This window comes from Deinococcus gobiensis I-0, assembly GCF_000252445.1.
In the GTDB taxonomy this organism is placed as follows: Bacteria; Deinococcota; Deinococci; order Deinococcales; family Deinococcaceae; genus Deinococcus; species Deinococcus gobiensis.
Genome location: NC_017790.1, coordinates 2,413,446 through 2,431,589, shown reverse-complemented (window position 1 = coordinate 2,431,589; position 18,144 = coordinate 2,413,446). Strand labels below are relative to the sequence as shown.

Annotated in this window: 22 protein-coding genes; 9 read left to right on the top strand and 13 right to left on the bottom strand. The window is 72.8% G+C overall.

The genetic code is table 11. The annotated features are described in order from the left end of the window. Positions 1-3: 3 nt before the first annotated feature. Complete coding sequence (locus DGO_RS11550; RefSeq protein ID WP_014685701.1) at positions 4-906, bottom strand: RluA family pseudouridine synthase; 903 nt, start codon at positions 904-906, stop codon at positions 4-6. A gap of 353 nt (positions 907-1,259) precedes the next feature. On the opposite strand from DGO_RS11550, the gene DGO_RS11545 reads away from it, so the two are divergent. Next, positions 1,260-2,015: an FAD-dependent oxidoreductase gene (locus DGO_RS11545; protein WP_043802177.1), complete on the top strand. Its 756-nt coding sequence runs from the start codon at positions 1,260-1,262 to the stop codon at positions 2,013-2,015. Next, a complete protein-coding gene (trmB, locus tag DGO_RS11540) occupies positions 2,012-2,992 on the top strand; it encodes a tRNA (guanine(46)-N(7))-methyltransferase TrmB (RefSeq protein WP_014685699.1) in 981 nt (326 codons plus the stop codon). Before DGO_RS11545 ends, trmB begins: the two co-directional genes overlap by 4 nt. On the opposite strand, the gene DGO_RS11535 is transcribed toward trmB, so the two are convergent. Continuing rightward, positions 2,986-3,384, bottom strand: a complete 399-nt coding sequence (locus tag DGO_RS11535; protein WP_014685698.1) for a hypothetical protein — start codon at positions 3,382-3,384, stop codon at positions 2,986-2,988. The two genes, trmB and DGO_RS11535, sit on opposite strands and share 7 nt — an antisense overlap. 197 nt (positions 3,385-3,581) lie before the next feature. Here DGO_RS11535 and DGO_RS11530 point away from each other — a divergent pair, with 197 nt between their 5' ends. Both DGO_RS11530 and DGO_RS11525 read left to right on the top strand, forming a co-directional pair. Continuing rightward, positions 3,582-3,878: a hypothetical protein gene (locus tag DGO_RS11530; protein ID WP_014685697.1), complete on the top strand. Its 297-nt coding sequence runs from the start codon at positions 3,582-3,584 to the stop codon at positions 3,876-3,878. Positions 3,879-3,926: 48 nt separating this feature from the next. Beyond that, complete coding sequence (locus tag DGO_RS11525; protein WP_050920796.1) at positions 3,927-4,901, top strand: class I SAM-dependent methyltransferase; 975 nt, start codon at positions 3,927-3,929, stop codon at positions 4,899-4,901. On the opposite strand, the gene DGO_RS11520 is transcribed toward DGO_RS11525, so the two are convergent. The 5 genes from DGO_RS11520 to dcd all read right to left on the bottom strand — a co-directional run bounded on the left by DGO_RS11520 (position 4,882) and on the right by dcd (position 7,657). Further along, positions 4,882-5,748 (bottom strand): VOC family protein, encoded by an 867-nt coding sequence (locus DGO_RS11520; protein ID WP_043802174.1) that lies wholly within the window; start codon positions 5,746-5,748, stop codon positions 4,882-4,884. The genes DGO_RS11525 and DGO_RS11520 overlap by 20 nt on opposite strands. Positions 5,749-5,817: 69 nt before the next feature. Continuing rightward, the gene (locus tag DGO_RS11515) at positions 5,818-6,219 is read right to left on the bottom strand and encodes a DoxX family protein (RefSeq protein WP_420810579.1); all 402 of its coding nucleotides are present in this window, start codon (positions 6,217-6,219) and stop codon (positions 5,818-5,820) included. A 78-nt stretch (positions 6,220-6,297) separates the two neighbouring features. Continuing rightward, complete coding sequence (locus DGO_RS11510; RefSeq protein ID WP_014685693.1) at positions 6,298-6,519, bottom strand: hypothetical protein; 222 nt, start codon at positions 6,517-6,519, stop codon at positions 6,298-6,300. Positions 6,520-6,593: 74 nt separating this feature from the next. Continuing rightward, the gene (locus DGO_RS11505) at positions 6,594-7,088 is read right to left on the bottom strand and encodes a GNAT family N-acetyltransferase (protein WP_014685692.1); all 495 of its coding nucleotides are present in this window, start codon (positions 7,086-7,088) and stop codon (positions 6,594-6,596) included. A gap of 5 nt (positions 7,089-7,093) precedes the next feature. Continuing rightward, positions 7,094-7,657 (bottom strand): dCTP deaminase, encoded by a 564-nt coding sequence (gene dcd / locus DGO_RS11500; protein WP_014685691.1) that lies wholly within the window; start codon positions 7,655-7,657, stop codon positions 7,094-7,096. 68 nt (positions 7,658-7,725) lie between these two features. Between dcd and DGO_RS11495 the strand changes: the two genes are divergently transcribed. Continuing rightward, positions 7,726-8,484: a metallophosphoesterase family protein gene (locus tag DGO_RS11495; protein WP_014685690.1), complete on the top strand. Its 759-nt coding sequence runs from the start codon at positions 7,726-7,728 to the stop codon at positions 8,482-8,484. A gap of 4 nt (positions 8,485-8,488) precedes the next feature. Then, positions 8,489-9,583 (top strand): hypothetical protein, encoded by a 1,095-nt coding sequence (locus tag DGO_RS11490; RefSeq protein ID WP_145975314.1) that lies wholly within the window; start codon positions 8,489-8,491, stop codon positions 9,581-9,583. Position 9,584: 1 nt separating this feature from the next. On the opposite strand, the gene DGO_RS11485 is transcribed toward DGO_RS11490, so the two are convergent. The 3 genes from DGO_RS11485 to DGO_RS11475 form a co-directional block, all read right to left on the bottom strand. After that, positions 9,585-10,538, bottom strand: a complete 954-nt coding sequence (locus DGO_RS11485) for an MBL fold metallo-hydrolase (protein ID WP_043802171.1) — start codon at positions 10,536-10,538, stop codon at positions 9,585-9,587. A 116-nt stretch (positions 10,539-10,654) separates the two neighbouring features. After that, positions 10,655-12,472: a translation elongation factor 4 gene (gene lepA, locus DGO_RS11480; RefSeq protein ID WP_043802170.1), complete on the bottom strand. Its 1,818-nt coding sequence runs from the start codon at positions 12,470-12,472 to the stop codon at positions 10,655-10,657. Positions 12,473-12,538: 66 nt separating this feature from the next. Beyond that, positions 12,539-12,985 carry an acyl-CoA thioesterase gene (locus DGO_RS11475; RefSeq protein ID WP_014685686.1) on the bottom strand — a complete coding sequence of 149 codons (447 nt, stop codon included), beginning with the start codon at positions 12,983-12,985 and terminating at the stop codon, positions 12,539-12,541. 101 nt (positions 12,986-13,086) lie between these two features. Between DGO_RS11475 and DGO_RS11470 the strand changes: the two genes are divergently transcribed. Next, positions 13,087-14,268 carry an acetyl-CoA C-acetyltransferase gene (locus DGO_RS11470; RefSeq protein ID WP_014685685.1) on the top strand — a complete coding sequence of 394 codons (1,182 nt, stop codon included), beginning with the start codon at positions 13,087-13,089 and terminating at the stop codon, positions 14,266-14,268. After that, positions 14,265-15,500 (top strand): ankyrin repeat domain-containing protein, encoded by a 1,236-nt coding sequence (locus DGO_RS24285; protein ID WP_226991357.1) that lies wholly within the window; start codon positions 14,265-14,267, stop codon positions 15,498-15,500. The genes DGO_RS11470 and DGO_RS24285 overlap by 4 nt, the downstream gene beginning before the upstream one ends. A 62-nt stretch (positions 15,501-15,562) precedes the next feature. Here the strand turns inward: DGO_RS24285 and DGO_RS11455 are convergent, their stop codons facing one another. From DGO_RS11455 to DGO_RS11445, 3 genes are all read right to left on the bottom strand, one after another. Continuing rightward, a complete protein-coding gene (locus tag DGO_RS11455; RefSeq protein ID WP_043802167.1) occupies positions 15,563-15,874 on the bottom strand; it encodes a Rieske 2Fe-2S domain-containing protein in 312 nt (103 codons plus the stop codon). A gap of 37 nt (positions 15,875-15,911) precedes the next feature. Beyond that, complete coding sequence (locus DGO_RS11450) at positions 15,912-16,787, bottom strand: hypothetical protein (protein WP_014685682.1); 876 nt, start codon at positions 16,785-16,787, stop codon at positions 15,912-15,914. A 258-nt stretch (positions 16,788-17,045) separates the two neighbouring features. Continuing rightward, a complete protein-coding gene (locus tag DGO_RS11445; RefSeq protein WP_014685681.1) occupies positions 17,046-17,693 on the bottom strand; it encodes a ribonuclease HII in 648 nt (215 codons plus the stop codon). An 82-nt stretch (positions 17,694-17,775) separates the two neighbouring features. Here DGO_RS11445 and DGO_RS11440 point away from each other — a divergent pair, with 82 nt between their 5' ends. Further along, positions 17,776-18,075 carry a hypothetical protein gene (locus DGO_RS11440; RefSeq protein ID WP_014685680.1) on the top strand — a complete coding sequence of 100 codons (300 nt, stop codon included), beginning with the start codon at positions 17,776-17,778 and terminating at the stop codon, positions 18,073-18,075. Positions 18,076-18,144 lie beyond the last annotated feature (69 nt).

Sequence of the window (18,144 nt, the reverse complement as noted above, 5' to 3'; positions counted from 1 at the left end):
GGCTTACACCTGAAGTTGAGGGGGCGGCGCGGCCTCCAGCTGCGTCCAGGCCCCACTGGCCGGGTGCCGGAAGCCCAGCCGCCATGCGTGCAGCAGGTACCCGCCGTCACCGGGCAGCCCCGGCAGACCGGGCAGGGGCGCGCCGCCGGGGGCGTACAGGGGGTCGCCCACCAGTGGAAACCCTGCCCAGGCCGTATGAATCCGGATCTGGTGGGGCCGCCCGGTGCGGATGTCCACGGCCAGCAGCGTCTCGCCCGCCGGCCCTGCCTGGGTGCGGCGCTCCAGCACCCGCGCGGCCGAGTGCGAGGCCTTGCCCGCCGGGTGGGCCGCGTAGACCTCGCCCAGCCGGGGATGGGCCACCGGGCCGATGGGCGCGGTGATCTCCAGCGTGTCCCAGCCGGGTACGCCGGCGGCCAGGGCGAGGTAGGTCTTCCGGACCTCGCGCTCCCGCCACGCCGCCGAGAGGGCCGCCCCCGCCGCGCCCTCCCGCGCGAACAGCACCAGCCCCGACGTGCCGCGCCCCAGCCGGTGCAGTGGCGACGCCCCCGGAAACTGGGCCCGCACCCGGCGCAGCAGCGTGTGTTCGTAGAACCCCCCACCGGGCAGCGTGGGCAACCCGGCGGGCTTGGTGACGGCCAGCAGCGAGGCGTCCTCGAACAGCACGCCGAACTCCAGCGGCGCGTCCGGCTCTTCCCAGGGCGGGCGGTGCCACACGACTTCCTGACCGGGGCGCAGCCGCTCGCTGCCGGTCGCCCGCACGCCGTCCACCTCCACCTCGCCCGCCGCGAGCCTGAGCGCCCAGACCTCGGCCTCCGAGTGCCGGAAGGTGGCCGTGAGGTAGGCCAGCACGCTCGGGCCGCCACGCTCGGCGCGCGAGTGGTAGGAGTAACCGGCGTTCAGGGCCATCGGGAACCGGAGTCTAGAGGGCTGCCGACAGCCCGCCAAGAGACGGATGACCGGTGGCGGGTGGGCCGCGCCGGGCCACATGCGGTCCGGCATCCTCGGGAGGGCAGGTGCACAGGGAATGTCGACCGGACGGCACCGGCCCTGCCCTCGGGTTATTTCGCTCGGCATTCGTCGGTGCGGCCAGAGAACTGATCCGGCCGCACGCCCATCTTCGTGAGGTGACCCCGGAAGAACTGCTCGCCGCCGCCCCCGTTCAGAGAGCACGGCTCCCGAAAGTTGCTTGGCAAAGCTGTTCCGGGGGGGCGCTCCGCAGCTGCCCCCGCGCCTGGCCGGATTGCTCTACACTCGCCTGCGTGACGTTTTCCGCCCCCCCGCCCCGCAGCCAGCCGCAGCCGGGGCACCTGTACGACGTGGCCGTGGTCGGCGCGGGCCTCGCGGGCACCGAGCTGGCGTGGCGGCTGGCCCTCGCCGGCCGCGACGTGCTGCTCGTGTCGCAGGCCCTCGATCACCTGGGCAACCTGTACGCCCCGACCGTTCGGGACGCGGGTTTCCCGGCCGGCAGCCTCTTCGCCGAGGTGGCGGCCGCGATGGCGCCGGACACCGACGGCTGGACCTTCCACCGCCTGCTCAAGGCGCGCGTCGAGGCCACGCCCGGCATTCACCTGCTCCAGAGCACCGTGACCGAGCTGGACGAGGAAGACCATCAGGTCGTCCTCTCCACCTGGGAGGGACCGCCGCTGCGCGCGCGTCAGGTCGTGCTGGCGGTAGGCGCTTTCCTCAAGGGGCGACTGCTCGTCGGGGACACGATGGAGGAGGCCGGGCGGCTGTCCGAAGTCGCCTACGACTTCCTGGCCGACGACCTGACGCGCAGCGGCGTATGGCTGATCGGGGCCGAGGCCCACGCGGCGGCGGTGGACGGCGCGCCTCCCTACGACGTGCGCTTCCTGACCCCCGCTCCCTCCGAGCTGAGCGGCTTCCGCGTGGGCCGCCTCGCGCGGGTGCGGATGGTCGGGCGCTGTACCCCCGGCGAGCACACCTACGCCTCGGTGCTGGGCGACGCCGCGCGTCTCGCGGCCGAGCTGCTGGACGGCGCAGGAGAGGACGCATGATCTACCAGCTCGGCGACTTCCGGTTTCCCGATGACCCCGCGCGCCTCTACCCGCAGACCCCGGAGCGGCCCTGGGTGCTGGAGGTCGGCTTCGGGGACGGGCACTTCTGGCCGCACTACGCCCGTACCTTCGCGCAGGCCCCCAACTACCTGGGCGTGGAACTTTCGGGCGTGTCGCTGCTCAAGGCCCACCGCCGCCTGAAGGACGCGGGCCTCGAGAACGCCATCCTGACCAAGCTGCCCGCCGACGTGCTGGTGCGCGAGGTGGTCCCGCCGCGCAGCCTGCACGAAATCGTCGTGAATTTTCCCGACCCCTGGCCCAAGGCCGGGCACACCGACCACCGGCTGCTGCGCGCGCCCTTCTTCCGGCTGGCGGCGAGCCGGCTGCGCGCGGGCGGCGCGGTGCTGCTCACCACCGATCACGACGAGTATTTCGAGTTCGCCTGTGCCGAGGCCGAGGCGAGCGGCGTGATGCGCGTGGACCAGGCCCAGCCGCCCGCCGCCGCCCTGGAAACCAAGTACGCCCGCAAGTGGCGCGACCTGGGCCTCTCGGCCCATCACGCCCGCTTCGTGCCGACCGCGCACCCCGAGGTGCCGGGCCGCGCCTTCACCCCCTATCCGGAGAACGAGACCGACGTGCCCCACGCCATCCTGACCCTGCCCGCCGCCTTTGCGCCCACCGACTTCGCCAAACGCACCGCCCGCGCCCCGGCACGCGGCCCCGAGTGGACGGTCGTGCTGCTCGACCTGTTCGCCAGCCTGCGCCGCGACGGCTGGGTGGTGCAGGCCCACGTCGTCGAGGAAGGCCTGACCCAGGAGGTCCTGATCGGCGTGACCGGCCGCGAGGACGGCACCCATCTCGTGCGCCTCGCCCGCTTCGGCGGCCCGATCATCACGCCGGGCGTCAAGGCGGCCGTGGGCGTGGTCACGGGGTGGCTGGAAGAAGAGGGCGCGCAGGTCACCCACCGGGGCTACTGAGCCGGGGCGCCGGTCGCCTCCCGGTAGGCCGCCTGCACCTTCCCGAGTCCCGGGGCCAGTCCCAGCGCCTGGAGCAGCGGCCCGCGCAGCCGCAGCCGGCCCGAGCGCACCGCCTCGACCGGCGACAGGCCGCCGCGCCAGAAGGCGTGGGCGGCCTCGCCACTGTCCAGCTCGAACACGAGGTCGCTCGGCGTTCCGCGCGCCTCGTCGCTGCGGCTCAGGTGGGCCGTCTGACCGTCCCGGCCGTCTACCCGTACGCAGGCCTCGGGGGCGTGGATCAGGAAGGTCACGGCGAGTCGGCGCTGAACCGGACTCTGGTCGCCTGCCGCTAGGAAGACCCGGCACAGCAGCCGTTCGAGGTCTTCGCCGGTCTGGAAGGGAAGGTCGGGCACGGGCCCCAGCTCAGCGCGGGCTGGGGGCCACCACCGTAAGCCAGCCGACAGAGCGCGCCGGCGGCCGGTCCGCGCCCTCTTGACCGATTTCTCACAGCGGGGGCGCGCCTACACTCTGCGCGCGGGACGGGTGGTGACATGTCCGAGCACCACGACCGCTGCTCGCCACCCGCCCACTCTCAGCAGGAGGACAGACGATGAACAGCCAGCTCCAGAGCACCATCCAGGCCCTTTCCGGTGGCCTTTCCAGTGTGGACGCCGATACCGCCGTTTCCAACGTCTCGACCTGGCAGGGCGCCCTGAGCGGCGCGCCGGGCGCCGAGAACGTCGTCGCGGGTCTGGGCGAGCTTCAGGTGGCGCTGGAAAACGGGGACCTCGAAGGGGCTGCCGACCTGCTGCCCAACCTGGGCCGTGAAGTCGAGGCGCTGATCCCCGACGCCCCCGAGGCCGATCAGGAAGGCCTGCGCCAGCTCGCCGACCTCCTTCAGGGCTGAGCCTCACCCCATGTCCGGCCCCCGGCCACCGTTGGCGGGGGCCCTGTCATGTCCCGGCGGCAGCGTGCGTTATGCTGCCGCCCCGTGACCCTGACCTTCACCCACGAACCGCTCTCCCAGATCGTGCCCGCCGTGCGCGCGGCCCTGCGGAGCGGCGAGGCGGCGCTCGACGTGCCCGACCCCGATCTGGGGCTGGGCCTGTACGCGGGCGAGGAGGGTCCGGGCGGAATCCACCGGCCCTGGACGGTCTGGACCGACCTGGCCGACCTGCTGGGCGCGCACTTCCTGACCCCCGAGCGCCTGCCGGGCGGCCGGGTGCGGGTGCGGTTTCGGCGGCGGCGGGCCGCGCCCGACCCCGACGCGGCAGGTTACGGGGCGGGAAGCGACTGGGCGCGGGTGGACAAGCTGGAGGACCCGGTGTTCCTGCATACCTTCGTCGAGGCGTTGCGGCGCGTGGACCCCCCACCCGGCGGGCGTGTGCTGGCCCTGGGCGTGAACGCGGGCCGCGAACTCGACGCCCTGGCCCTGGCCCTGCCCGGCCGCGCCCTGGAGGTGACCGGCGTGGACCTCGACCCTTCGGCGCTCGCGGCGGCCTCGGCCCGGTGTCCGCAGGCCACCTTCGTGCTCCTCGACGTGAACGAGCTGCCCCGCCCCGACCTGGGGCGCTTCGACCTCGTGCTGGCCCTGAGCCTGCTCCAGAGTCCGGGGGTACGTCAGGACGTGCTGCTCGCGGCGCTGCGCCGCCACCACCTCACGCCGGGGGGCGGCCTGATCCTGGGGTATCCCAACGCGCGCTACCGGTCGGGCGAACTGAGCTACGGGGCGCGCATGCGCAACTTCGCCCGACCCGACCTGAGCCTGCTGACCGCCGACGTGAGCGCCGCCCGCCGGGGCCTGCACGGACGCGGGTTCAAGGTGTTCGTGACCGGCAAGTACGAGGTGCTGGTGACCGCCATTCCCGCCGGGTCCAGCACGCCGACCGGACTGGACGACGTGTGGGACCTCAGCCCTGATACACCGTGACCGCGTTGCCCCAGGGGTCGCGCAGCCGCAGGTGGTCGCCCGCGTCCTCCACGCCGGGCAGGGTGCGGGCACGCTCCCGGACGGCCGCGAGGTCGGGGGCGTACAGTTCGACGCCGCCCAGCCCGGCCGCCGGGGCCGTGGGCCGGGCCTGACCGGCCGTGTGCCACTCGTTCAGGCCGAGGTGATGGTGGTACCGGTCCCAGGACAGGAAGGCCGCGCTGCCCAGGTCGGCCACGATGTCCAGGCCCAGCAGGTCGCCGTAGAAACGGGCCGCCTGCGCCGCGCTGCCCACCTTGAGATGGACATGGCCGACCCGCGTACCGGCCGGCACACCCGCATAGGCCGGGAGGTCGGGGCCGCCCAGCGCGGCGGCGTCCAGGCCCGCTTCGGCCAGCACGGCGGCGGCGTCCACGGCGACGGTGTCCATACGCACCTGCCCGCCTTCCCAGGTCCAGTCCTGTGCCGGGCGGTCGGCATAGACCTCGATGCCGTTGCCCTCGGGGTCCGAGAGGTAGAAGGCCTCGCTGACGAGGTGATCGCCGCTGCCGATGCGCAGGCCCAGCCGCGCGGCGTGCGCCAGCCAGCGCCCCAGGTCGGCGCGCGTGGGGAGCAGGAAGGCCGTGTGGTACAGCCCCGGCCGCGCAACGGTGGGTGCGGGGAGTCCGGGCGCGGCCCTGAGGCGCAGCAGCGGGGTGCCGTGGGCCTCCAACACGGTGTCGCCGTGGTCCTCCTGCACCGGGGTCAGGCCCAGCAGGGCCACATAGAAGGCGCTCAGGCGGGGCAGGTCGCGGGCCAGCAGGGTCACGGCCCCGACACGGCGGGCGACAGGAACGGCGGAGGCGGTCATGGCCTCATGATGCGCGCCTAAGTTTATAAAATCAACCGGTTGGTAAAACAATGCCGAAAACCCGGCAGGCTAGAGCCTGCGCCGCGCCGCCCGCCCGGCACGCCAGACCATCCACATCAGGAGGGGTTGGAGGGGCAGGCGGCCCCAGGCCACGGCCGGCGACACCTGAAAGCGTTCCGGGGCCTGGGCCATGTAGATGTTGGCCGGAAAGACCGCCACCAGCAGGGCCAGCAGCCCCCAGCGCGCCGCCGGGCGGGTGCGGGGATGCAGCAGCCCCAGCCCCCCCGCGAGTTCGGCCGCGCCGCTGAGGAGGGTCGCGGCGCGCGGCGACAGCGGCAGCCCCGGCGGCACGATCTGGTCGAAGAAGCGCGGGGTCAGGACATGCAGCGTGCCCGCCCCGACGAACAGCGCCGCCAGCAGCAGGACACCCAGGGTCGGCCGGGCGGCCTCGGCGCGGGAGGAAGGAAGCAGGGTCACGGCAACGTCTCCTCGGGAAGGGCAACGAAAAGGGCCGGGGCCGTCACTGGCCCCGGCCGCCTCCGGGCGATGTCAGCCCTGCTTGGTGGCGGGGACGCTGCGCGCCTCCTCCACGTCCTTCTTTTCCTTCATGCCGTCGTGCTCCGTATTGCGCGCGGCGTTGGCCTCACGGTCGTTGGCTCCCTTGAAGGAAGGCTTGCCGTCATGGTCGATCTCGTGGACTTCCTTCTCGTTGCGCTCGTAGTCGCCGGGCTGGCTGGTGTGGCCCTTGTTCTTGTCGTCTTTGTCAGGCATGCGGTCAGCCTGACAGTCCCGGCCGGCCCGAACACGAAAGGAGCCTCAAGCCCCGTTCACAGATGAAGGCGGGCTCAAGTCGGCGCGACGTACACGTGCATCTGCGGCGAGGTGCCGTCCGGGTCGTGCCAGGGGGCCGTCATGGTGGCGACCCGCACCCAGCCCTCGGCCTCGTACAGCCCGATGGCCGCCGCAGACGCGGTATGAACGTCCAGCACGGCCCGGCGGCCCTGTGCCCTCGCCTCGGCCCAGGCAGCGCGCAGCAGCGCGCGGGCCAGTCCCCGGCCCCGGGCCGCCGGGGCGACGAACAGGCGCGACACGACGGCAGTTTCGGCGGCCCCCAGCCCCGTCGCGGCGACCCAGGCGGGCAGCGGCTCGTCGGCGGGCCGCAGCGTGACCTGTCCGGCCGGCACGCCGTCCAGCTCGGCCACCCAGGCCCCCAGGGCGGGCGGCGCGAGGAAGGCGGCGGGGTCCGCCGGCCACACGGACGGGTAGCCGCTGGCCGCGTGGACCTCACGCAGACCGGCGCACAGGGCCGGGAGGTCGGTGTCCCGGCGGGGCCGGACCACGGGGCCTACAGGCGCGGCAGGGTCACGCCCTGCTGGCCCTGGTACTTGCCCCGGCGCTCGCCGTAGGTCGTCTCGGGGCGCTCGCCCTCGAAGAACAGGAGCTGCACGCAGCCCTCGTTGGCGTACATCTTGGCGGGCAGCGGCGTGGTGTTCGAGAACTCCAGCGTGACGTGCCCTTCCCAACCGGGTTCCAGCGGGGTCACGTTGGCGACGATGCCGCAGCGGGCGTAGGTGGACTTGCCCACCGCCACCACCATCACCGTGTCGGGAAGGCGGATGTACTCCAGGCTGCGCGCCAGCACGAAGGAGTTGGGCGGAATGATGATCTCGGGGGCCTGGATGTCGATGAAGGCCCGCGCGTCGAAGGCCTTGGGGTCCACGATGGTGTTGCCGTGCGCGTTGGTGAAGACCTTCCATTCGTCGGCGCAGCGCAGGTCGTAACCGAAGGAACTCAGGCCGTAGCTGATGACGCTCGCGTTCTCGGCCGTGCGGACCAGGCGGTCCTCGAAGGGCTCGATCATGCCCGCCTTCGTCAGTTCGCGGATTCGCCAGTCGGGCAAAATACTCATGCGGCCCATGCTAGCCGCTTCTGCACAGCGACCGGGCACGGGGCTCCCCGTCCCGTACCCTGTGGGGCGTGCGAGTGGCGGTTATCAGCGATGTTCACGGCAATGCCTACGCCCTGGAGGCCGTCCTGGCCGAGGTCCGGGCCGCCTCGCCCGATCTGGTCGTGAATCTGGGCGACCAGATCGAGGGCACGGCCGACCCGGCGCGCGCCTCCGCCCTCCAGGCGGCCCTGGGGGCGGCCGAGGTCCGGGGGAACAACGAGGAGAAGCTGTGGCCCGGCGGTCGGCGCAGCGCCCTCTCGCGCGAGTTCGGGGCGTGGCTGGAGACCCAGGTCGGCGCGGCGGCCCTGGCCCGCCTCGCCGCGCTGCCCCTGACCCTGCGCGCAGACGGCCTGTTCGTCTGCCACGGGTCGCCCACGAGCGCCTGGGAGCACCTGCTGTGGGTCTGGGACCATGGCCGCCCCGGCGAGGCGGGTTTCTACCGGTCGCGCGACCCGCGCGAGCTGCGCGAGGTCGTGGAGCCGCTGGGTGCGGAGGTCGTGCTGTGTGGGCATACCCACCGCCCCGGGGCGACCCGCGTGGGCGATACCCTGGTGGTCAACGCCGGATCGGTGAGCGACCAGGCCGACGGCGACCCGCGCGCCCGCTGGACCCTGCTGGAGCGCCGGGGGGGCCACTGGGCGACCGACTTCCGGGCGGTGGCCTACGACATAGACGCGGCGGTGGCCTGGGGCCGGGCGCATTCTCCCTTCGGGGACTATCTCGACCACCTGCTGAGGACCGGGTCGCTGGCTGGCCGTGGCGACGGAACACTCCCCGGAGTACCCTAGCCCCATGACCCTGCTGCGCCGCGCCGCCGCCCTGCTGGCCCTCGCCCTGTGTGCCTCGGCCGGTGCCCAGGACCTGCGGGTCTGCGGCGGCTCGCCCGGCCTGCCCGCCTGGGTCCGCTCCGGCGCCTTCCAGGGCACACTGGGGGGCCGTCCGGTCGCCCTGGCCCTGAACCGGCAGGACCAGGACGGCGACCGCTATTTCTATACGCGGTACGGGGTGGACATCGCCCTGACCCCCTTCCGGTCGGGCGACGCCCTGATTCTTCAGGAGGAGGTCTGGCAGGGGCCGGTGGACGGCCTGAAAGTGACCGGCTGTTTCACGCTGCGGCCCGCAGGCACGGGACTCGGCGGCGAGTGGCGCCGGGCGGCGACGGGGCCGGCCCTGCCGGTGCGGCTCACGGCCCTGAACGTGGCGGCGCAGCCCCTGCGGCACCCCGCCTCGCCGGGCCTGCTGAAGCTGCGCGCCGAGGACCCGCTGACCTTCCTGAAGCTCAACCGGCCCTGGGTCACGGCGGCGGACGGGCGCAGCGTGCGCGAGCCGCTCTCGGGCTTGAACTACCCGCAGGTGCCGGGGGCCGGCGCGGGGCTGCGCGCCGCGTTGCAGGACCGCCTGCTGGAGAACGCCGCGAACGCCCTGGACTGCCGCGCGCGGCTGGGAGAGGCCCCCGAGGGTGACGGCTACGAACTGAACGCGCAGGTCACCCTGAGCGCCCGCCGCCTGCTGAGCCTGCGCGAGGACGTGTGGTACTACTGCAGCGGCGCACACCCCGACAACTTCACGCTGGGCCTGATCTTCGACCGGGCGACCGGGCAGGCCGTCGCTCCCGGCGCGATCTGGAAGGGCCTGACTCCCGCGCGCCAGAAGGCGCTGTACCTCGCCGCCGTCACGCCCGACCCCGAGTCCGAATGCCGCGAGGTGCTGCGCGGCATGGAGCCCGACTTCACCGCCAACCTGAGCACGCGTGGGCTGGAGCTGACCCCGACCTCGCTGCCGCACGTGGTGGCGGCCTGCGGCGACACGGCGACGGTGCCCTACAGCCGCCTGCGCGACGACGCGGACCCGGCGTCGCCGTACTTCGGCGAGTTCTACCCGCGCTGATTCACTTCCGGCGGCGCGGAGCGAGGAACCACAGTGCTCCCAGGCCGGCCAGCGCCGCCAGCACCGTGGTCCGCAGCGGATCGGGCGTCCCGGCGCGGGCACGGCCCACCGGCACCGGGTGGCGGCGATACCAGCCGCGCGGCGGGCGGGCCGCCTCGTCGAAGTTGCGGGCCAGCCGGGTCAGCTCCCGGCTCAGCTCGGCCCCCGACATGGGGTGGCCGTGGCCGGCAGCGGCCAGCTCGGGGTCCAGGGCGGCGAGCGCGCGCACCGAGTCGCGCGCCGCGTCCCAGTTGGGGGTGTAGTAGGGCGGGGGCCCCTGCACCACCGTGGGCTCCAGCCGCAGCGCGCCGCGCACCCGCTGCTGCGGCGTGGTCACGAAGGCGTCGCCCGCGACGAGGGTCCGGTCGGCCTCCCGCCACAGCGAGACGTGCCCGCTGCTGTGGCCAGGCGTGTGCAGCCAGCGCCAGCCGGGCAGGTGCGGCACCTCGCCGCCCTCCGGCAGGGCGCGCACCTGGGGCCGGAAGTCGAAGGGACCGGGCAGGAAGGCGGGCGAAAGCAGGCTCATGCCGCCGCCCACCGTGGGGTCGGGAAAGGGATAGGGCGCCTCGCCGCTCAGGTGCGGCAGCTCCAGCGGATGCGCGTAGACCGGCACCCCCCAGCGGCGCAGCAGATCGTGCAGGCCGCCCACATGGTCGAGGTGCCCATGGGTGAGCAGGACGGCGACCGGTGCGCGGTCACCGTGGACCTGCGCCGCCGCCCGGCGGATCAGGCCGGCGGTACCGGGCAGGCCGGCGTCCACCAGCACCCAGTCGCCGCCCGGCTCGCCCAGCAGGTAGGCGTTCACCATCGGCAGCCGCACGCGCGCCACATCGGGACGCAGCCTCTGCACGCCGCCGAAGGTCGCGACGGGCGGCGCGGGGGGACGGGGGACGGCCGGGCGGTGGGGGTCGCTCATGTCCCCGACCCTAGGCAGCGCACATGAGGGCGGCCCGGCAACACGCCCAAACCGCCCTCAGCTGACCCGCAGGAAAAGAGCGCGCCGGAGACGACGCAGGGGCCGCCTCTTTGCGCCTATTCTTCGGTGCTCAGCACCGCGAGGAAGGCTTCCTGCGGCACCTCGACCGTGCCGATCTGCTTCATGCGGGCGCGGCCCTTCTTCTGCTTTTCGAGCAGCTTCTTCTTGCGCGAGATGTCGCCGCCGTAACACTTGGCGAGCACGTCCTTGCGGTAGGCCTTGACGGTCGCGCGCGCGATGATCTTGCCGCCGATCACGGCCTGCACCGGCACCGGGAACAGCTGGCGGGGAATGACCTCCGACATCTTGTCCACGATCTTGCGGCCCAGCCCGTAGGTCTTGGTCTCGTGGACGATCACGGCCAGGGCGTCCACGACCTCGTTGTTCACGAGGATGTCCACCTTGCGCAGGTCGCCCTCGCGGTAGCCGATCTGCTCGTAGTCCATGCTGGCGTAGCCGCGCGAGATGGACTTGAGGCGGTCGTGGAAGTCGTACAGGATCTCCGCGAAGGGCACCTCGTAGATCAGCTCCACGCGCTTGCCCACGTAGTTCATGGTGACCATGCTGCCCCGGCGCTCCTGCAGGAGCTGCATGACCGTGCCCACGTACTCCTCGGGCTGCATGACCGAGAGCTTGATGTACGGCTCCTCGACGGTGGTGATGCGGTCGCGGGTGGGGAACTCGGCCGGGTTCTGGGTCTCGAAGACTTCGCCGTTGGTGAGGGTCACGCGGTAGACCACGGCGGGCGCGGTGGCGATCAGGTCGAGGTCGTACTCGCGCTCCAGCCGCTCCTGGATGATCTCGGCGTGCAGCAGCCCCAGGAAGCCGCAGCGGAAGCCGAAGCCCAGCGCCTCGGAGGTCTCGGGCTCGAAGGAGAAGGCCGCGTCGTTGAGCTTGAGCTTTTCGAGGGCTTCTCGCAGCTTGCGGTAGTCCTCGGTGTCGGTGGGGTACAGGCCCGAAAACACCACCGGCTGCGCGGGTTTGAAGCCGGGGAAGGGCTCGGTGGTGGGGTGCTCGCGGCTGGTGAGGGTGTCGCCCACCTGCGCGTCGTGGATGTCCTTGATGCCGGCGGCGACCCAGCCGACCGACCCGGCGATCAGCTCCTCGCCCACGACCAGCCCCGGCGTGAAGGTCCCGACCTTGTCCACGTCGAAACCCTTGCCGTTGGAGAACAGCTGCACCTTGTCCTTGGCGCGGATGGTGCCTTCGAGGACGCGCACGAACAGGATCACGCCCTGGTAGGCGTCGAAGAAACTGTCGAAGATCAGCGCCTTGAGGGGGGCCTGCGGGTCGCCGGGGGGCGGCGGGATGCGCTCGACGATGGCTTCGAGGATATCGGGCACGCCCACGCCCGTCTTGCCCGAGGCGAACACGGCGTCGTCGGCCGGAATGCCGATCACTTCTTCCAGCTCGCGGGCGGCGCCCTCGGGATCGGCGGCGGGCAGGTCGATCTTGTTGATCACCGGCACGATCTCGAGGTTGTTGTCGATGGCGAGGTACGCGTTCACGATGGTCTGCGCCTCGACGCCCTGCGAGGCGTCCACGAGCAGCAGCACGCCCTCGCAGGCGGCGAGGCTGCGCGACACCTCGTAGTTGAAGTCCACGTGGCCCGGCGTGTCGATCAGGTTGAAGGTGTACTTCTCGCCGTTGGCACGCACGTATTCCAGCCGGATGGGCGTGGACTTGATGGTGATGCCGCGTTCGCGCTCCAGCTCCAGCGTGTCGAGGGTCTGGTCGCGCTTGTCGCGTTCGCCCATGGCCCCCAGCCGCTCCAGGATGCGGTCGGCCAGCGTGCTCTTGCCGTGGTCCACGTGGGCGATGATGGAAAAGTTGCGGATATTCGCGGTGGTGGGGGCGGCGGGGCCTTCGGTCACAAAGGACAGTCTAGTGCAGAACCGGGCCAGGGGATTGTGGGGGCGCAAAGGCGGCGGCCGCTCCGGTCAGGGCCGCCCGCCCGGCCACAGCCCCTCCAGGGCGCGGCGCAGCTCGGCGGGCAGCGCGGTGGGGCGGCGCGACTCCCGGTCCACGTAGACGTGGATGAAGTGGCCCTGGGCGCAGGCGGTCTCCTCGGCCTCACGGAACACCGCCAGCTCGTAACGCACGCTGCTCTGGCCCAGGTGCGCGACGCGCACGCCGACCGACAGCCGGTCCGGAAAGCTCGCCGGGGCGAAAAAGGCGCAGCCCGTCTCGACGACCAGCCCGATCACCGCGCCGCGCTGCGGGTCCAGCACGCCCGCGCGCGCCAGATAGGTATTGACGGCCGTGTCGAAATAGGCGTAGTAGGTCACGTTGTTCACGTGTCCGTACACGTCGTTGTCGGCCCAGCGCGTCGGCGTGGGGTGCAGGTACGGATACGCGGCGCGCGCGTGCGGCACGGGGCGGGACATGCGCGCAGTATGGCGGGCCGGCGGGGACAGCCGGCGGAAAACTTCCTGCCGGGCAGGACGCGGAAGGTCGGCGGTCGGCGGGACTGCTCTAGACTGCCCGCATGGACAAAGCAGTGATCGTGGCGGCGCGGCGCACGCCCATCGGCAGTTTTCTGGGCAGCCTGCAGGGCGTGTCGGCCGCCGATCTGGGCGTCGTGGCCGCGCGGGCGGCGCTGGAGGGCGTGCCGGGCGAGGTCCGGGAGAACCTGGCCGACGTGATCGTGGGTAACGTCCTTCAGGCCGGGCAGGGCATGAACGTGGGCCGCCAGATCGCCCGGCGCAGCGACCTGGGCGACCATGTGCCGGGCCTGACCGTCAACCGGGTGTGCGGCAGCGGCCTCCAGGCGGTCATCAGCGCGGTGCAGGGCCTGCGGGCGGGCGACGGTCAGGCCTATCTGGCAGGCGGCACCGAGAACATGAGCCGCGCGCCCTACCTGCTGCCCCGCGCCCGCGAGGGCTACCGCCTGGGACACGGCGAACTGCTCGACAGCATTCTCAGCGAGGGCCTGACCGACGTGTTCCACGGCTACCACATGGGCGTGACGGCCGAGAACATCGCCGCCCAGTGGGGTGTGACGCGTGAGGACCAGGACGCCTTCGCCCTGGAAAGCCAGCGCCGCGCCGCCGCCGCACAGGCCGCCGGGCACTTCGGCGCCGAACTCGCGGCCGTGGAGGTGCCGGGCAGGAAGGGACCGACCACCTTCGACCGCGACGAGTACCCCCGCGAGAGCACCGCCGAGGGACTGGCACGCCTGAAACCCGCCTTCCAGAAAGACGGGACCGTCACGGCCGGCAACGCCTCGGGCCTGAACGACGGCGCGGCGATGCTGCTCGTGTGCTCGGAAAGCTACGCCCAGGAGCGCGGCCTGCCCGTCCTGGCCGAGATCGCCAGCTACGCGGCCATCGGGGTGGACCCGGCCGTCATGGGCATCGGGCCGGCGCGGGCGGTGCCGGTCGCCCTGGCCCGGGCGGGCCTGAGCCTGGCCGACGTAGACCTGTTGGAACTCAACGAGGCCTTCGCGGCGCAGTCGCTCGCGGTCGTGCGGGACCTGGGCGCCGACCCCGACAAGGTGAACGTCACGGGCGGCGCCATCGCGCTGGGCCATCCCATCGGGGCGTCGGGGGCGCGCGTGCTCGTCACGCTGGTGCATCAGCTCCGGCGGCTGGGCAAGGAGGTCGGCGTGGCCAGCCTGTGCATCGGCGGGGGCATGGGCATCGCCGTGACGGTGCGGGTGCGGGCATGACCGACGCCGGGGGCGCAGGGGACGACGCGGCCACCCTGCTGTTCGCGGCCATCCACGCCCATAACCTGCCGGGCGTGCAGGCCCTGATCGCCGCCGAGCCGGGGCTGCTGGAGGCGCGCAGTCCCTCGGGGCTCTCGCCGGTTCTGTTCGCCGTCTACTACCACCGGCCCGACATCCTGCGGGCGCTGATCGGGGCGGGCGCGCCGCTGGACGTGTTCGCGGCGGCGGCGACCGGCGAGACCGGGGCGCTGCGCGGCTGGCTGAAGCGTGACCCGGCGCTGCTGCGCGCCTTCAGTCCGGACGGCTATACCCCGCTGGGGCTCGCGGCGCTGTTCGGCCGGACGGAGGCCGCGCGGCTGCTGCTCGGGCACGGTGCGGACGTGAACGCCCCCAGCCGGGGCGCGTTGCCTGTGCGGCCCCTGCACTCGGCGGTGTCGGGCCTGCACCGCGACCTCGCGCGGTTGCTGCTGGACGCGGGGGCCGACGTGAACGCCGCGCAGCCCGGCGGCCTGACTCCGCTGATGCTCGCGGCCCTGCGCGGCGATACGGACCTGGCCGGGCTGCTGCTCGCGCGCGGGGCCTGGGCCGGGGCGACCGATGAGGAAGGCCGCACGGCCGCCGACCTCGCCGCCGAGGACGGACATGAGGCCCTCGTGACGCGCCTGCGAGAAGCCGCGCGCCAGCCTCAAGAAACCCGGAATGCGGCGCGCCCCCGGCCGGGCCAGACTGGACCCATGAACAACGACGACAAGGTGATCGGCCAGAGCGGCGCCGTGACGGGCTTCGACACGCCCGATCCCAAGGACGACGCCCAGCCGCGCTACACGACCACCCCGGCCGGCGACGGCGTGAGCAGCGCCGACCACATGACCTACGAGTCCCCCGAGGTGCCCGATCCCACCGAGGTCACGGGCCAGTTCGCCCACCTCGCCACCCGCAACCCCGAGGCGATGGAACACCGTCTTCAGGACCCCGAATTCGCCGGCGCCGAGACGACCGAGGGCCTGGGCGGCGAGGCGCTGGCCGGCGTGACCCCTTCGGCGGGGCTGGGGTACAACGCCAGCCTGACCACCGCCGCGACCGTGAACCGGGGGCTGGCCGATCCCAACCCCGGTTACACCCCCCCCAGCGAGAGCGGGCCGCCCCACGTGAGCGAGCAGCCCGGCGACCTGCCCCCGGGCGAGACGACCGAGCTTCAGGCCGAGGTCGAGGGCGACAGCAAGTACCGCTGAGGCGCGGTCGCCCCGGGCGGGGAGAAGCCGGGCGCTTCTCTTTCCGCTTCGGTGGGCCAGCTTCAGAGGGCCGACACGTACACTTCGCCGTCCTCGACCTCGGTGCGGTAGAGGCGGACGGGCTTGACGGCCGGCAGGGTCTTGGCCTTGCCGGTGCTCAGCTCGAATTTGGCCCCGTGTTTCTCGCAGGTGATGCGGCCCAGTGCCACCTCGCCGCCCAGCAGGGGAAAGTCCTTGTGGGTGCAGTTGTTGCGCAGGGCATAGAACTGGCCCTCGTAGCGGACGACCAGCACCCCCACGCCCCCGACCAGCACCTCGCCCTGCCAGCCCTCGGGCAGTTCCTGCTCCTTGCCGACCATCACGCGCTCATTCATGGGCGGCAGTCTAGCGGGGCGCCGCGCCGGCGCAGGATCAGACGCCGCAGCCGGTTTCGAGCCGCAATTTCGCTCCGCCGGCCGGTGTCCACTCGTAGACCGCGAAGCTCTGGCCCTCGTAGTAGGCCCCGTAGGTCACGATCTCCATGCGGCCGTCGCCGTTGAGGTCGGCCACTCCCGCCAGCCGGTAGAGGTTGGCCAGCGGCATCGGTTCGCCGCTGCCCGAGTCCCAGGGCTGACGGGGACCGACATACCCGGCCAGGGTCGAGAGGACCGCCTGACCGCCGCGCACGGAGCGCACCAGCAGCAGGCTGTAGTCGCCCGGCTGCCCCGTCGGTGGGGGCGAGAAAGCGCTGCCCTCCAGGCCCTCTTTCTGGAAATAGCGCGCTTCGATCAGCACTTCCTGGGTGCCGTCGCCGTCGAGGTCCACGCGGGTCAGGCCCGTCACCCGGACCTGCGGCTGCGCGATTCCCCGGCGGCGCAGGTCGGCCCGGAGGACCTCGGCATAGACCGGCTGGTCCGTAGGCAGGACCTGCACGGGCCGGGGCACGGCGCGCAGGCCAGCCGGCAGGTAGACCCGCAGCGCGCCGCGCGGGGCGGCCGGGCGCAGGTCGCTCGCCAGGGTCTTCTCGCAGGGTTCGCCCAGGCTCCGTGGCCGCGCGCCCCGCACCGTGCCGCCCGCCTGGCCGCGCGTCCAGGTCCGGTAGGTGGCCGCGCCGCCCAGGCGGGGGGCCAGCTGCGCATCGGTCAGCCAGCGCCCGGCCTGCCAGCCGCCGAGCAGATAGGCCGGCTCGCCCCCGGTCGTCGCCAGTACCGGAACGGGCGCGGGGACGGGGGCCTGCTGCGCCAGCGCCGTGACCCCCAGCAGGAGTCCGGCGAGCAGCCGGCGCGCCGATTCGAGGAGGAAACGCATGGCCGCAGCGTACCGGTCCCGGCCGGGAGTGCGGCCGGGGCCTTCGCGCCCAGTCTTGAGCGAATCTTGAGGCTGTGGGTCGGCGCAGAAGACGGTGGGCAGGACGAGCCGGAAGTGGAGGACCGGAGATGAGGGGGGCAGCGAAGAAGGGGCGACATAGGCGAAGAATGTTGCCCATGACGGCCATGAGGCGTGCTGGAGCATCGACCCTTCCCGCCGTTCCGACCCGGATCAATGTTTGTGCTCTGCCCGCCCCGGCTACAGCAGGCGCGGGGGGTCGGCCTCGCCGCTCAGCAGGCGGGCGATGGGTGCGTAGCTGCGGCGGTGCGCCGCGCTGACCCCCAGTTCGCCCAGGGCCGCGCGGTGGGCGGGCGCGCCGTAACCCTTGTGCGCCGCGAAGCCGTACCCGGGGTGCCGGAGGTCCAGCTCGGCCATCAGGCGGTCGCGCTCGGTCTTGGCGAGCAGGCTGGCGGCGGCCACGCTGTAGCTCAGGGCGTCGGCCTTCGGCGGGGCACTCAGGGGCAGGGGCGTGCGCAGCCGCAGGTAGTCGGTCACCAGGGCCTGCGGCAGCGGGTCGAGCCGGGCGATGGCCCGCAGCGCCGCCGCGTGCGTGGCCCCCAGGACGTTCAGGCGGTCCACTTCCTCGGGCCAGGCGTGTTCGACCGCCCAGCTCAGGGCCACGCGGCGCACCTCGGCGGCATATTCCTCGCGCAGCGCCGCCGGGAGCTGTTTGCTGTCGCGGAAAGGATAGTCCTGCGCTGTGCCGGGCAGGATCACGGCGGCCACCGTCACGGGCCCGGCCCAGGCCCCGCGCCCGGCCTCGTCCACGCCCGCGACTCGGAAGTGGCCCCGCCGCCAGTGCTCGCGCTCGAAGGCCCAGTCGGGGGTGGTGCTCGGAACAGGCATGGCGCTGAAGGTAGCACCGGGCCGGGGTCAGCGTGCCCGCCACCACACAGCTCCGGTGCGGGTGGGCGTAGGCTCTGCGCCTATGGGCAAAAAAGACCGTTCCCTCCCGCGCACGGCCTTCGTGACCCTGCGTGACCTGCCCGGCACACGGGTGATGTTCTGGGTGGTGGACGAGTGCCCTTACTGCGGCGAGCGCCACCTGCACGTCGCGGGCAACCTGCGCACCGCCGACCCCGGCGAGTCGCTGGGCGAGTATCCGGCCCCCTGCGACCCCACACGCGTGTACGACCTGGAACTGCCGCCCAAGCCCAAGAAGAAGCAGGGCAAGGAGGCCCGGCGCCGTGAACGCCGCGAGGGCAAGCGTCAGAACCTGGACGAGTAGGCCGATCCCTGGAGATGTGACTCGGAGTAGAAATCAAACCGCTTTGACTTTTTGAAGTTTGGGCGTAGA